Consider the following 14,315-nt stretch of genomic DNA (forward strand, 5'->3'; position numbering starts at 1 on the left):
CGTATGCCGGTGATTCGGGCGCGGTGGGGCGTGACACGGCGTATGCCGATGATTCGGGCGCGGTGGGGCGTGACACGGCGTATGCCGATGATTCGGGCGGGGTGGGGACGTGACACGGCGTATGGCGGTGATTCGGGCGGGGTGGGGGCGTGACGCGGCGTATGCCGGTGAGTCGGGCGGGTGGGGCGGGATGGGGGGATAGGGGGATAGGGGGATAGGGACTGTAGCAGCGGCGTAAGCCGCGTCCAGCCATCCCCCGATCCATTGTCATGCCTTGACGGGCTCTTCCTCGTCCGGGGTGAATTTCTCCTCCATGTGTTTCTCGATCTGCTCCAGCGACTTGCCGCGTGTTTCCGGCACGCAGGTGGCAACGAAGATCAGCGAGATCACGTTCACCCCAGCGAACAACAGGAAGGTATAGCTACCAAACCCGGCCAGGGTCAGCGGAAACAGAAACGCCACTGCGGCATTGAACAGCCACTGAAAGCACACCGCGGTGCCGGTCAGTACGCCACGCAGGTGCGAAGGGAACAGCTCGGACATCAGCAACCAGTACACCGGCGAGATGAACGTCTGCATGAACAGCAGGAACATCAGGATGCAGGCCAGCGCCAGGTAACTTTGCAGCAGCGATTGCGGCATCAGCGTCAGTACGCAGCACAGCAGCACCTGCGCCAGGATCACGAAGCTCAGCCCCGTCATCAGCATCGGCCGGCGGCCATGGCGGCCCACCAGCCAGATGCCGATCAGGGTCGCCAGTACCGAAGCCACACCGTTGCCGATGGTGGCGGTCAACGCCGCATTGGTACCCAGCCCGGTGGACTTCAGAATGATCGGCGTGAAGTACATGAACGCATTGACGCCCGTGAGCTGAATAACGAAGCCCAGGCCGATGCCGATCAGCAGCAACCGACGCACCCAGGGTTCGCCCCAGATCGACGCCCAGCTGGCATCGGCGCGCTCGGCTTCGTTCTGCTCGACGATTTCCTTCATCTCCTTCTCGACCTGTTTCTTGCTCGAGCGGATCTTCTTCAGCACTTCCCTTGCTTCGTCCATGCGCCCTTTGCTGGCCAGCCAGCGCGGCGAGGTGGGCACGAAATGCATGCCAACCCACAGCAGCGCGGCCGGGATCACCGCAATGGCAAGCATGTACCGCCACACATCCGGGGTATGGGCAAAATGCGCCAGCAAGGCGTTGGACACATACGCCACCAGTTGCCCGGTGACGATCATCAGCTCGTTCTGACTCACCAGCCTGGCCCGTCTACTGGGGCCGGCCATTTCCGCGATGAACATCGGCACGATGGCCGAGGCGCCACCCACTGCCAGACCCAGGATGAACCGCATCACCACCATGATCGAGATGCCTGGCGCCAACGCCGAGCCCAGTGCGCCGATCATGAACAGGATCGCCAGCCCCTTGAGCGCCGTGAGGCGCCCGTACTTGTCGGCCAGATGCCCGGCGAACAGAGAGCCGAACGCCGCGCCGAAAATCAGCGAGGAGGCTACCAGGCCTTCGGTGAACGGGTTCAGCCCCAGGCCACCTTCATCGGGGCTTTGGGTCATGAAGGGCAGGGCGCCGGAAATCACCCCTGTGTCATAGCCGAATGCCAGGGCGCCCATGGTGGCGATGATCGCCACACGCAGCACGAGTTGCTTGGGCGATGCCTTGGTAGCGTCGTCCTCATCGGCCGCGGCAGGGCCGCTGGCAGAGGTGTTGGTTGTACTGGTCACTACTCATTCCCTTTTTCTGAATACGGGTGCGCGCGCAGGGCGCGCAAGAAAGCTTCGAAAGGTTCGAAGGGCAGGAATCAGCGTTCGTCGGGTAGCCGGCGTGGTTGCGGGCCGAGGGTCGCTTGGCAGGAGGGCGGTGTCCATCGAGGGTCACCAGCGCCAGCGAGTTTTATGATTATGTCGAACTGCTCGGATCTTGCTTACTCGTTGATCGCCCACCCATTGCAGTTCTGCCTTGGCCTTTGGCCAGCTGCCATGGGGTGCTAGGGGTATGAGCCGGGTGTGCGCAGAAAGTTTTGTGTAACGAAAAATAAAACCACCGGGTCGCCGTGCCCCGCCAAGTACGTGACGCTCTGGTAGCATGGGCCCATGAACTACAGGAGAAGCCATTGAGTCGCAAGAATCTGAACCGAACGCCCGCCCAGATCGCCATGGCCCGTATCGCCGGCGGCCTGGCTGCCGATGTACTGCACATGATCGGTCCGTATGTGAAGGCCGGAGTCAGCACCGCGTATCTGGATGAGGTGTGCAATGCCTACATCGTCAAGGAACTGAAGGTGATTCCCGCCAACATCGGTTATCACGGTTTCACCAGGACGGTCTGCACCTCGGTGAACGAGGTGGTCTGCCACGGTATTCCAGCGGCCGACGTGGTGCTGCGCGATGGTGACATCGTCAACATCGACGTGGCGGTGATCAAGGACGGCTGGTACGGCGACACCAGCCGCATGTACTGCGTCGGCGAGCCCAGCCCGTTGGCGCGGCGCCTGATGGACACCACCTACGAAGCAATGTGGGCGGGGATCAAGACCGTTCGCCCCGGCTCGACCCTGGGGGATATCGGACACGCGATCCAGAGCGTGGCGATGCGTGAGGGTTTCAGTGTGGTGCGCGAGTACTGCGGCCATGGCATTGGCCAGATCTACCATGATGAACCGCAGGTGCTGCACTACGGCCGCAAGGGCGAGGGCATGCGCCTTGAGAAAGGCATGATCTTCACCATCGAACCGATGATCAACGCCGGCAAGGCGGGTACCCGTCAGCTGGCCGACGGCTGGACGGTAGTCACCCGCGACAAGTCGCTGTCCGCGCAGTGGGAACACATGGTGGTGGTGACCGACGATGGTCATGAAGTGCTGACGACGTGGCCTGAAGGTGAGCCAGGCATCGCCTGAACGGGCCCTGGACGCTGGGAGCGGTCAGGGCTTCAGCGGTACCAGTGCCTTTATCCTGTCAACGACCTGCTTGATGTCGAAGGGCTTGTCGTAGACCGTATCGAACAGTTCAGGGGTGGCACGACCGATGCTGCCCTGTGCGCCACTCATCAAGATGATGGGCACCTGGGCAAAGTCTTCTTTACCACGGATTGCAATGGCTAGCTCCAGCCCGTCCATGCCCGGCATCATGAAGTCGGTGATGACCAGCGCGGGCTTTTCCCGGGCGAGAACCTCGAGCGCACGCTCGCCATTCCCAGCCGTAACGGCCATATAGCCTTCGTCTTCAAGCGCGAAACTGAGGATATCGGCGATGAGGTATTCATCATCGACGATCAGGATGGTAGCCATATCAATTCGACCCCGGTGACGTCACGGTTTCGAAATCGTCGAAGCGCTACCTGACAACAATGACTCTGCATTCTTGAACGCCTTCCTCAAGTCCATTCCATGACCATTGATGACCAGCTCCAGTAGCGAAGGATCATAAAGACTGTCTCTTACTTTAAGGATGGACAGCAGGCGTTTAAGTTCAGACTCATGTTCGACGAATCGAGTCAGCAGGACATTGTCGACGATGCTCGACAGGTCTGGCGCGGGAGATGTGATCTCCGGGCCGAACAGGCCGCGAATTTCCCAGGTGGCGAACACCGTTACCCCGCGGGTGCGCAATTCGCTCATCAGGGCACTGAAGAACTCGGTCAAACGCACGGTACTGGTGGCGGTGCGGGCCATGCCGCCCAGGCTGTCGATCAGCACGCGCTTGATGCCATGCTGCTCGACCTGCTTGAGCAAGCGTGCGCCCAGGCCGTCGAGCAGGCCTTCGGTAGTGGGCTGCCAGCACATGTACAGCGCGCCGCTGGACTGCAACGCCTTGAAGTCATGGCCCAGGGCCTGCGCCTTGATGCGCAGACGGTCAGGCGACTCGTAGAAGCCAAAATGCAGGCCCGGTTCCTCAGGGGTGGAGGCCGCCAGGAAATTGATCCCCAGGCTGGTCTTGCCGATCCCGGAAGGGCCCATGACCAGGGTGACCGAGGAGCGTGGCAGGCCACCCCCGATCAGCTCATCGAGCGCGCTGACGCCGCTGGGCAGTCGGGTCAGGTCGGCGGCGTCGTGGCGCGAAGGGTGACTGTAGAGGCTCTCGATGCGCGGGTACACCACCAGGCCATCATCGGTGATTTCGCATTCGTGCAGGCCGGACAAGGCAGCGCTGCCGCGGGTCTTGCGCAACTGGATGCGACGCACGGAGCGGGTATTGAACAGCTCCTCGCCCAGCTCGATGACGCCGTCGACCATGGTGTGCTCGGGGCTGCCGTCATCCAGCCGGGAGCTGGTCAGGAACAGCACGGTGCAGCCAGCAAAGGCGGCGTGGCCTTGCAACTCCGAGATGAATTTCTTGGTGTCGATCTGCGAGTCGGCTTTGGAACGGGCATTGAGCACGCCGTCGACGATCAGCACGGTGGCCTTCTGGCGACTGATCTCGCGGCGCAGCAGTTTGACGACTTCGTCCAGCCCTTCGTTTTCCAGGGTGTCGAAGGCGCTGACGAACTGGATCTCGTTGCCGATCTTCGAAGCGTCGAAAAAGCTCAACGTGGAGAGGTACTGGAACAGCCGTTCGTGCGACTCGGCCAGCAGCGTAGCCACCAGCACGCGGCCGCCGTTGCGCACATGATTGAAGCCCAGCTGGTTGGCCAGAATCGTCTTGCCCGACCCAGGTCGGCCCTGGACGATGTAGGAGGCGCCCGCAACCAAACCACCCTTCAACAAAGAGTCGAGCCCTTCAATTCCGCTTTCGAGGCGTTTTAGCTGTTCCAAGATCCGACCTGCCTGTGTGTGTGATGCGCGGATCGCTCCAAGGCGCGACCCTTCAAATGGGTGGGATCATACCCCGTATCACCGCTCGCGCGTAGCCCAACGCCCCAGCACTTGCCATAAGGGTTGCCTCACCGGATGCACTCCCCTAGGCTTTGGCCTGATCGCCCATTCACCGATGCACCCAGGAGCAGTGACTTTTGACAATCGAAGGTGTGATTTTCGACAACGACGGCACATTGGTGGACAGCGAGCGCGTGGCGGCGGGGCTGTTGCAGGAGCAGTTGGCCGAGCGTGGCATCGTGATGGAGAAGGCTGAAGTACTGCGGCGTTTTCGCGGCGTGCAGTTCGCGGTGTTCATCGAGGAGTTGTGCCTGGAGCACCCTCATCTGGATGCCGAGCCGTTCATGCACCAGTTTCGCGAGACCAGCCTGGAGGTCTTTCGCCAGGGGCTGGCACCGATGCCCGGCGCCCTGGACTTCGTTCGCGGGCTGAAGCTGCCCAAATGCGTAGCCTCCAATGGTCCGCGCAACAAGATCGAAACCACCTTGCGCGCCGCAGGCTTGCTGGAGCTGTTCGACGGCAAGTTGCTCAGTGCCTACGAGGTAAAGTCATGGAAGCCCGCGCCGGAGCTGATTCTCGAAGCCGCCAAGTTGCTCGGCCTGCCCCCTGAGCGGTGCCTGCTGGTAGAAGACAGCGTGGCCGGGGTGACCGCAGGCCTGGCCGCCGGCACCCAGGTGGCAGGCTATGGCGAGTTCGATTTCTCCATGTTCGAGGGCATTGCCAACTTCCACCGCGTGGAAACCTACGACGACCTCCAGACCCTGCTCGATACCGTAGCAGCGGCGTAAGCCGCGTCCCTCACCAAAAGGCCCTGCATCTACCTCAATCCACCGCCCGCCGTGCCCGGCGCCGCTCATAGTGTTCCAGCAACGGCTGCGTACTTACCCCATGCACCAGAATACTCAGCGCCACCACGGACAGGGTCAGGCTGATGCAGACCCTCTCCACCGAATCCGGCAAATCGTGGGAGAGGGTGTAGCACAGGTAATAGATCGAGCCGATGCCGCGTATCCCAAACCAGCCCAATAGCGCTCGCTGGTGGCCGTCCAGCAAGCGACGACCCAGCAACAGCCACACGCTCAGCGGCCTGATCACGCAGAACAACGCCACCGCCAGGCCCACCGCACGCCAATCCCAATAGGCCGACAAGGTCGCGCCGAGCAGGGTGATCAGCAGCACTTCCATCGAACGCTCTACTAGGCTGCCGAACACCAGGATATCGCCCATCATCACCCCGGCGGCGAGTTGGCTGTCGTCGATGTCCTTGGGGTTGGTGACCGTGGCCTCTTCGGGTGCCAGGTTGCGGTGGCCGATGACAGGCTTGGCCACGTGCTCGGAGGGGATGTCCGACTTGGAGGTGCGCACCTCGGCCTGACGCAGGCCCAGACCCGCGGCGAATACCGAGAGGAAACCAAAGGCACCCACCGAGGCGGCGCCGAAATACGACAGGGCAATCAGGGCGAGGGCGAGAAAGTCGTTCGGTGAGCTGGTGCTGTCGGCGTTGCGAATTCTGAGGTAGATCATCAGGTGACCGATGCCGCGGCCCATCACGTAGCCGATGATCAAGCCTGCCGGTACGCCCCAGATCAGGTTCTCCAGCGCCCACTCGCCGATCCACTCCATGCTCAAGTTGTCGTGGTGCAACATCAGCAGTGCCAGAATCACGAAGGGGAAGGCGGTGCCATCGTTGAGTCCCGCTTCACCCGAAAGGCCGAAGCGCACGCGGTCGAAATCCTGCGCGCTGTTGACCTGGACCATGCTCGCCAGCACCGGGTCGGTAGGCGCGAGCATGGCGCCGAGCAGGGTGCTGACCCCCCACGACAAGCCCAATGCATAGTGGGCCACCAGGCATACGCCCAGGATCGACAGCAGCATGACCGGGCCGGCTAGCATGTAGGCTGCACGCCACGCGCTGCGGCCCAGGCGCAGACGGAGCTTGATGCCGGTGCTGAACAGCGAAAACAGTACCGCCACCTCGGTCAGGCGTTCGAGCCAATGGGCAGTGTCCTTGAAATCGGTGGTGAACAGACCCAGCCCCAGTGGGCCGATGGCTGCACCAAAAGCCAGGCACACCGCCGAGGTGGTGACCGGCAGCCAGCGCAGGTAGGAAGAGGTCAGGGCCAGCATCAACAACAAGACGCCCAGTACAGCCATCCACAAGATAAAGCTCATCGGGCCTCGCCGGGCAAGGTGCCCACAGGTGTAAGAAAATGTGACTACATCTGTTGTGACTTCGCCGGGGTGGTTTAGTTGGGCGGCATAACGTCGCGGGGGGAACCTTGTGCTGCCTGCATCGTTCAGACAACCCATGAGCCTGAAGGGAGCCAGTCATGCACACTTTGCGTACCACGTTTTCCGCCGTCTGTTTTGCCCTGGGCTTCGCCACCTCGGTCTCGGCCATGGCCGCCCAGGCAGGCAGTGCGCAGCAAGTGCTGTTCCAGAGCGACGGACTGATCCCCAACAGTCGGTTGCCGGTGCTGATCTACCGCAACGTGCCATTGGACGGTGACAAGGCGGCTGCCTTCGAACAGTTGTTTACCCGCAACGGCTGGCCAGCCCAGTGGCGGGCGGGCATTTTCGACTATCATCACTACCACTCCAATGCCCACGAAGTGCTCGGCGTGGCCTCGGGTACTGCGCGGATCACCCTGGGTGGCGAGCACGGCGAACATTTCGACATCGGTCCGGGGGATGTGCTGGTGCTGCCCGCCGGCACCGGGCATCGGCGGATCGAACAGAGCAGTGATTTCATGGTGGTAGGTGCTTACCCTCGCGGGCAGGAAAGCTATGACATCCAGCGTGCCGACCGCACCACGCTGGCCGCTGCCCAGGCGCGTATCGCCCAGGTGCCGATGCCGGAGGCTGATCCGGTGACCGGCAGGCAGGGCGTGTTGATGAGCGTGTGGGCTCGGCTCTGAATTGAGTCGGCCCACCGGCATTCGTACGGTTTTCGCAGGTCATGGGGCAGGGGGGGACGCAAACGCCTCTTTCACCCGGCTCATGATGCTGCCGCGGTTTTGGGTATTGATCTGCTTCACCTGATCCATGAGGTTCTGCCCGGTGTGGTTGCTGGTCAGCTCTTTATGCTCATCGGCCAGCTTGCCGAGTTGTTCAGCGGTGTAGACGGCCCCGGCGGCACTCCAGACCTTGGCAGCCACCTTCACTACTGCCTTGCCCACGGGATGTGGCATCGCCGCCCCGGCCACTTCCAGACCCGCCGATACGGTCGCGCCGAAACCACCCGCCGTCACGGCCTTGTCCACCAGCAAACCTTTGTACTCCTGGGTAGCCGCATGGATCTGCTGCACCCCGTCCTCGGACAACGTGGCCGCCTGCGCTGCGGTTTTACCGGCTTTTACCGTGGCCACGATGCTCTGCTTGGCACTGTGCGCGACATCCTTGGCAGCTGCGGCGGCCAATGGAGTTTTTGCCAGTTGATTGACGTCGCCCGTCTGGCTGAATTCCGCAAGGTTGCCCACCATGCTAGCGCTCTTCACTACCGCCTCGGCGCCGGGTATCTGTCCGTGGGCAACGTGATCCACGGCCTGGAAGCGTCCGGTAACGCTGCTGGCGATCTGTTGTAGCGGACTGTAGTGTTCTTTGCTCTCATGCACCTTAGCGGTGAAAGCCTCCGCTCGCTGGTCGCCGAATGAAGCGCTCGACTTTGGCACGGATGGCGGGGCGCTCTCTGCCGGCTGCTGGTTCTTGTGGTACTTGTAGGCCTCGTAGCCCACTCCGCCCGCGCCTATGGCGCCCTTGACCGCTGCCCTCAACATCAGACCTTGCTCGTCCACCGCCGATACCGGCGAGTTGCGCACCATGGCATAGAGATTCAGCCCATCCACTGCTCCGGCCGGGTCTGCGCTCAGCCAGCGGCCTGCCCACGGCTGATAATAGCGATAGCCGTAATAGTAGAGCCCCGTGCTGTCACGCTCCTTGCCCGAGTAGCGCACGGTCTTGTAGCTGGCCTCGATCTGGCTACGGCAGGCCCACACAGCGGTGCTGCCGAAGGGGAAGAACTCTTCCCGGCTGATCACCTCACCGTTGCCACCTATTTCCATGCCGTGACTGCCGAGCACATCGCAGTAGCTGTAGCGGATCTGGTCGTTATCGATGCCGTCCGGTCGGTCGGTCGGCCAATGCAGAACCCGAATGCGCTCGCCCAGCTTGATGCAGTGCAGCAACTGCGCGCCAAGTTCGTGCAACTCCAGGCTTGGCAGATAGCGGGTCACCCCCTGTTCGTGGGTCTTGCGCAAGCGCTGATGCTCGCTGTCATAGAGGTAACGCTCGCCAGTGCCAGTGCCCGGCAGCACGCACGCCAGATCCTTGCGAGCGTTCCAGCGCAACTGTCGGCCCCCGTCGAGGGCCAGTTGCTGGCCGGCGGCGTCGAAGTGGCTGTCGACCTGTGCGGGATCCGCGCACAGCGTGGTAAGCACAGCCCGGTTGCTGCGACTGGAGACGGTCAGCTCTGTGGTATAGCCACCGTTTGTGGCTGGTGAGCTATGACGAATGCGCAGCAGATTGCCGCCGCTGTCGTACTCGTACTCCCGGTTGTACAGGGTGTAGGCGTTCGAATCGGCAGGCAGGGGAATCATCGGCGATGGCATCTGGCCGCTTGGCTGGCCCAAGGCAGCCATCTGCCGGCCACTGGCATGAACGAGTTGGGAAAGCGAGTCGTAGCGGTAATCCTGCTGTGGGGCGATCTTCTGGTTGCGCCAGAACCGCGTCTGTTCGGCATCGTTGCGTACCTGGATTACCAGGCCGACCGGGTCGTGGCGGTAGTGCAGGTCCTGGAGTATTTTTCCGTCACGAGTACGGACCGTGCTCAGACCTGTCAGCCACTGGCTGTGTGGAGCATAGGTGTAGGAAGTCACAATGCCATTCCCGTCGACTGCGCGCAGTTTCTGCCCGCTGGCGTTGTAGGTGGTATCCACGACGATCACCTGTTCGGTGCCGCCGGCCAGGGTCATCCAGCTGGCTCTGGGCTGCCCGGCCAAATCGTAGGCATGCCGCTGGCGGTGGTCTTTGGCATCTTCCAGGGCGATGATCGAGCCGCAGGCGTCGAGGCTTACCGTGGTCGTGAACACCGAAGACTCCAGGCCCAGGGGAGTGTGGTCTGCCCAATCGCTGTCACCAGCGCCTTCAAGCAGCTGTCGGCTTTCACTGAGTGTCGAGCCAAACAGGCTCATGGCATGGACCTGCAGTTTGCCTCCCGTGTCGAAATGCGTCCTGCGCTGACCGGCAAGGTTCAGCCCTTTGGATTCAGTGTCCGGTGCTGCCCACACACAGCGTTCGCTGACTCTCGCTGGGGCATCCGGGGCGTGTTCGGTGATGTTCAACAGTCGTCCCGGCAGTGGGGCGCTTTCATACGCCTTCACCTGCTGCACGCCATGGGCGAGCCACGTGATGGCGTCGTGTCCAAGGCTGTCGTGCAGCCTGATCTGGCGGCCGGCGTCCACGCTCTCGCTGAGCAGCAGCGTGCCGCTTAGGCTGGTGCGCTGTCTGTAGTTGGCCGCAACGGTGGGATCTTCGCGTTGGGCGGCGTACAGGCGAGGATCGATGCTCTGGGTGAGACGACCTTGAGCATCGTGCTGATGGCGGGTGATGCGAGCTTCGGCAGCGCCCGGTTGGCAGCGGTGATAGAGAATCTCGCGAACGACCTGGCCACGGCCGTCAATGGCGCGCAGGCAAGGGGTGGCGGTATGCAAGGAGCGGGAGTTGGGCATGGCGGGCAGGTCCGATCTACGTAGGGATGCACAGATGTCAGCACGTTGTACGGCGCGGCACTGCTTCATGGCACCGGCTGGGCGTGTGGCCGGCGCTTTTTACAGAAAAGGGGGCATTTGACAAAGCGCTGATCGCTGACCATAGTGATCCCACGCAAACGTTTGCGACCTCTCGTGAATCGCTGCCCGACAATAATCATAAGATCGGAGTATTCCCCTATGAAGCTGCCCTTTGCTGGACGCCTCCTTGCCGTTTCCCTGATGGCTGCCCTTGGCACCATCGCTCCTTTGCAATTCACTCTCGCCGATGCCCAGAAGCCCAAGGTGGCGCTGGTGATGAAGTCGCTGGCCAACGAATTCTTCCTGACGATGGAAGACGGCGCCAAGGCTTATCAGATCGAGCACTCCGCCGATTTCGACCTGGTGTCCAACGGCATCAAGGACGAGTCGGACACTGCCAACCAGATTCGCATCGTCGAGCAGATGATCGTCGGCAAGGTCGATGCGCTGGTGATTGCCCCAGCCGACTCCAAGGCGCTGGTGCCCGTGCTCAAGAAAGCCATGGATGCCGGGATCAAGGTGGTCAACATCGATAACCAACTGGACGCCGCTGTCCTCAAGAGCAAAGGCCTGCAGGTGCCGTTCGTGGGCCCAGACAACCGCAAGGGCGCCAAGCTGGTCGGTGACTACCTGGCCCAGCAACTCAAAGCAGGCGATCAGGTCGGCATCATCGAAGGCGTACCCACCACTACCAACGCACAGATGCGCACAGCGGGCTTCAGAGACGCCATGGATGCGGCGCAGATGAAGATCGTCTCGGTGCAGTCCGGTAACTGGGAGATCGACAAGGGCAACGCAGTGGCGTCGGCCATGCTCAACGAATACCCGGATCTGAAGGCGCTGCTGGCCGGCAACGACAGCATGGCCCTGGGCGCGGTTTCGGCGGTGCGTGCCGCTGGCAAGGCGGGCAAGGTGCAGGTGGTGGGCTACGACAATATCAACGCCATCAAGCCGATGCTCAAAGACGGGCGTGTACTGGCGACCGCTGACCAGTTCGCCGCTCGGCAAGCCGTGTTCGGTATCGAAACGGCGCTCAAGTTGATCAAGGGGCAGCCGACCGGCGCCGACGACAAGGGCGTGATCCAGACGCCGGTCGAACTGGTCAGCAAGTGATGGGATGGGGCTGCGTGGCCCCTGCGTACCTTGATCGATCGGCGTACTGGAGAGCGTTATGACCAACAATGTCGTGCTGTCGGTGACCGGCATCGGCAAGACCTATGCCCAGCCGGTGCTGTGGGATGTCGACCTGCAGCTGCACCGCGGTGAGGTGCTGGCGCTGACGGGCGAGAATGGCGCCGGCAAGAGCACCCTGTCCAAGATCATCGGCGGCCTCGAAGCCGCCACCACCGGGCACATGCACTATGAGGGCCAGGCCTGGAGCCCAAGCAGCCGTACCGCCGCCGAGCAGCGCGGGGTACGCATGGTCATGCAGGAGCTGAACCTGCTGCCGACGCTGACCGTGGCCGAAAATCTGTTCCTCGACAACCTGCCCAGCCACGGCGGCTGGATCAGCCGCAAACGTCTGCGCGAGGCGGCGATCCAGGCCATGGCCCAGGTCGGGCTGGACGCCATCGACCCCGATACGCTGGTAGGCGAGCTGGGCATCGGGCATCAGCAAATGGTCGAAATCGCCCGCAACCTGATCGGCGAATGCCAGGTGCTGATTCTCGACGAGCCCACTGCCATGCTGACTGCACGGGAAGTGGACATGCTGTTCGAACAGATCACCCGCCTGCGCGCGCGAGGCGTGGCCATCATCTATATCTCCCATCGCCTGGAAGAGCTGGCACAGGTGGCCCAGCGCATTGCCGTGCTGCGCGATGGCAGGTTGGTGTGCGTGGAGCCCATGGCCCGTTATTCCAGTGAACAACTGGTCAACCTGATGGTGGGCCGCGAGCTGGGTGAGCGCATCGACCTGGGCGAACGGCGGATCGGTCCGCCGCTGTTCAGGGTCAACGGCATGAGTCGCGGCGACAAGGTCAGGAATGTGTCATTCGAGGTGCGTCAGGGGGAGATTTTCGGTATCTCCGGCCTGATCGGGGCAGGGCGTACGGAACTGCTGCGGCTGATCTTCGGTGCCGACAACCGCGACGCGGGCACGGTAGCCATCGGTCTACCGCCGCAACCGGTCAGTATCGGTTCGCCCGCCGATGCGGTCAGGCACGGCATTGCCCTGATCACCGAGGACCGCAAGGGCGAAGGCCTGCTGCTGTCGCAATCGATCAGCGCCAACATCGCCCTGGGCAATATGCCGGCAATCGCCACCGGCGGTGTGGTGCGCGGGGCCGCCGAGCTGGCCCTGGCCCAGCGTCAGATCGATGCCATGCGCATTCGCAGTTCCAGTGCCGCGCAAAGCGTCGGCGAGCTGTCTGGCGGCAATCAGCAGAAAGTGGTGATCGGTCGCTGGCTGGAACGCGACTGCCAGGTGCTGCTGTTCGACGAGCCCACGCGGGGTATCGACGTCGGTGCCAAGTTCGACATCTACGCCCTGCTCGGCGAACTGACCCGCCAGGGCAAGGCTCTGGTGGTGGTCTCCAGTGACCTGCGCGAACTGATGCTGATCTGTGATCGCATCGCGGTGCTGTCCGCCGGGCGCCTGATCGACACCTTCGACCGCGAACACTGGAGCCAGGATCAACTGCTGGCGGCCGCGTTCGCCGGTTACCAGAAACGCGACGCGCTGGTCGCTGAAACCGCACCAAGGATATCGGCATGAAAACCACTTCAATCCCCGACGCACCAGTGGCCGTCAAGCGCGGCGGTACCTACCTGGGCCTGGGCACTTACCTGGGGCTTGCCGGCGCGCTGCTGGCCATGATCGTGCTGTTCTCGCTGCTCAGCAGTCATTTCCTTTCGTACAGCACGTTCAGCACCATCGCCAACCAGATTCCCGATCTGATGGTGCTGGCGGTGGGCATGACCCTGGTGTTGATCATCGGCGGCATCGATCTGTCGGTCGGCTCGGTGCTGGCACTGGCCGCTTCGGCCGTCAGCGTGGCCATTCTGGGCTGGGGCTGGAGCGTCTTCCCCGCTGCGCTGCTGGGCATGGCCTGTGCGGCGCTGGCGGGCACCCTTACCGGTTTGATCACCGTGGCCTGGCGCATCCCCTCGTTCATCGTTTCCCTGGGGGTGCTGGAGATGGCCCGCGGCGTGGCCTACCAGATGACTGATTCACGCACCGCCTACATCGGTGATGCCTTCGCTTGGCTGTCCGACCCGATCGCCTTCGGCATCGCGCCGTCGTTCATCATCGCGCTATTGGTGATCGTCGTCGCCCAGCTGGTGCTGACCCGTACGGTGTTCGGCCGCTACCTGATCGGCATCGGCACCAACGAGGAGGCCGTGCGCCTGGCCGGGATCAATCCCAAACCCTACAAGGTGCTGGTGTTCTCGCTGATGGGGATGCTGGCAGGGCTCGCGGCGCTGTTCCAGATTTCTCGACTCGAAGCGGCCGATCCCAACGCGGGCGCCGGATTGGAGCTGCAGGTGATCGCGGCAGTGGTGATTGGCGGCACCAGCCTGATGGGTGGACGCGGATCGGTGATCAGCACTTTCTTCGGCGTGCTGATCATTTCGGTGCTGGCGGCGGGGCTGGCGCAAATCGGCGCGAGCGAGCCTACCAAGCGCATCATCACCGGCGCGGTGATTGTCATCGCGGTGGTGCTGGACACCTACCGCAGTCAACGCGCGCGTAAACGGGGCTAGG

Annotated in this window: 11 protein-coding genes; 6 read left to right on the forward strand and 5 right to left on the reverse strand. The window is 62.6% G+C overall.

Annotation, left to right across the window (positions count from 1 at the left end):
- Window positions 1–267: 267 nt before the first annotated feature.
- A complete protein-coding gene (locus B3397_RS15125; RefSeq protein WP_414704394.1) occupies window positions 268–1,623 on the reverse strand; it encodes a sugar porter family MFS transporter in 1,356 nt (451 codons plus the stop codon).
- Between the two features lie 500 nt (window positions 1,624–2,123).
- On the opposite strand from B3397_RS15125, the gene map reads away from it, so the two are divergent.
- Window positions 2,124–2,909 carry a type I methionyl aminopeptidase gene (gene map / locus B3397_RS15130; RefSeq protein WP_296251510.1) on the forward strand — a complete coding sequence of 262 codons (786 nt, stop codon included), beginning with the start codon at window positions 2,124–2,126 and terminating at the stop codon, window positions 2,907–2,909.
- A gap of 24 nt (window positions 2,910–2,933) precedes the next feature.
- On the opposite strand, the gene B3397_RS15135 is transcribed toward map, so the two are convergent.
- Both B3397_RS15135 and B3397_RS15140 read right to left on the reverse strand, forming a co-directional pair.
- Window positions 2,934–3,299: a response regulator gene (locus tag B3397_RS15135; RefSeq protein ID WP_296251512.1), complete on the reverse strand. Its 366-nt coding sequence runs from the start codon at window positions 3,297–3,299 to the stop codon at window positions 2,934–2,936.
- A gap of 21 nt (window positions 3,300–3,320) precedes the next feature.
- A complete protein-coding gene (locus B3397_RS15140; RefSeq protein WP_296251574.1) occupies window positions 3,321–4,766 on the reverse strand; it encodes an ATPase domain-containing protein in 1,446 nt (481 codons plus the stop codon).
- A gap of 194 nt (window positions 4,767–4,960) precedes the next feature.
- Here B3397_RS15140 and B3397_RS15145 point away from each other — a divergent pair, with 194 nt between their 5' ends.
- Complete coding sequence (locus tag B3397_RS15145; RefSeq protein WP_296251514.1) at window positions 4,961–5,611, forward strand: HAD family hydrolase; 651 nt, start codon at window positions 4,961–4,963, stop codon at window positions 5,609–5,611.
- 34 nt (window positions 5,612–5,645) lie between these two features.
- Here the strand turns inward: B3397_RS15145 and B3397_RS15150 are convergent, their stop codons facing one another.
- The gene (locus B3397_RS15150; RefSeq protein ID WP_296251516.1) at window positions 5,646–6,995 is read right to left on the reverse strand and encodes a cation:proton antiporter; all 1,350 of its coding nucleotides are present in this window, start codon (window positions 6,993–6,995) and stop codon (window positions 5,646–5,648) included.
- Window positions 6,996–7,153: 158 nt separating this feature from the next.
- Between B3397_RS15150 and B3397_RS15155 the strand changes: the two genes are divergently transcribed.
- On the forward strand, window positions 7,154–7,741 hold the full coding sequence (locus tag B3397_RS15155; protein ID WP_414704393.1) for a cupin domain-containing protein: 588 nt from the start codon (window positions 7,154–7,156) through the stop codon (window positions 7,739–7,741).
- Window positions 7,742–7,780: 39 nt separating this feature from the next.
- Here the strand turns inward: B3397_RS15155 and B3397_RS15160 are convergent, their stop codons facing one another.
- Window positions 7,781–10,549: an RHS repeat protein gene (locus tag B3397_RS15160; RefSeq protein WP_296251518.1), complete on the reverse strand. Its 2,769-nt coding sequence runs from the start codon at window positions 10,547–10,549 to the stop codon at window positions 7,781–7,783.
- Window positions 10,550–10,768: 219 nt separating this feature from the next.
- On the opposite strand from B3397_RS15160, the gene B3397_RS15165 reads away from it, so the two are divergent.
- From B3397_RS15165 to B3397_RS15175, 3 genes are read left to right on the forward strand one after another with little or no spacing between them, the layout of a single operon-like run.
- Window positions 10,769–11,722 (forward strand): sugar ABC transporter substrate-binding protein, encoded by a 954-nt coding sequence (locus tag B3397_RS15165; protein WP_296251520.1) that lies wholly within the window; start codon window positions 10,769–10,771, stop codon window positions 11,720–11,722.
- Between the two features lie 58 nt (window positions 11,723–11,780).
- Window positions 11,781–13,325 carry a sugar ABC transporter ATP-binding protein gene (locus B3397_RS15170; protein ID WP_296251522.1) on the forward strand — a complete coding sequence of 515 codons (1,545 nt, stop codon included), beginning with the start codon at window positions 11,781–11,783 and terminating at the stop codon, window positions 13,323–13,325.
- A complete protein-coding gene (locus B3397_RS15175; protein ID WP_296251523.1) occupies window positions 13,322–14,314 on the forward strand; it encodes an ABC transporter permease in 993 nt (330 codons plus the stop codon). The genes B3397_RS15170 and B3397_RS15175 overlap by 4 nt, the downstream gene beginning before the upstream one ends.
- Window position 14,315: the final 1 nt, after the last annotated feature.

Source organism: Pseudomonas sp. UBA4194, from assembly GCF_002379585.1.
Classification (GTDB): Bacteria; Pseudomonadota; Gammaproteobacteria; order Pseudomonadales; family Pseudomonadaceae; genus Aquipseudomonas.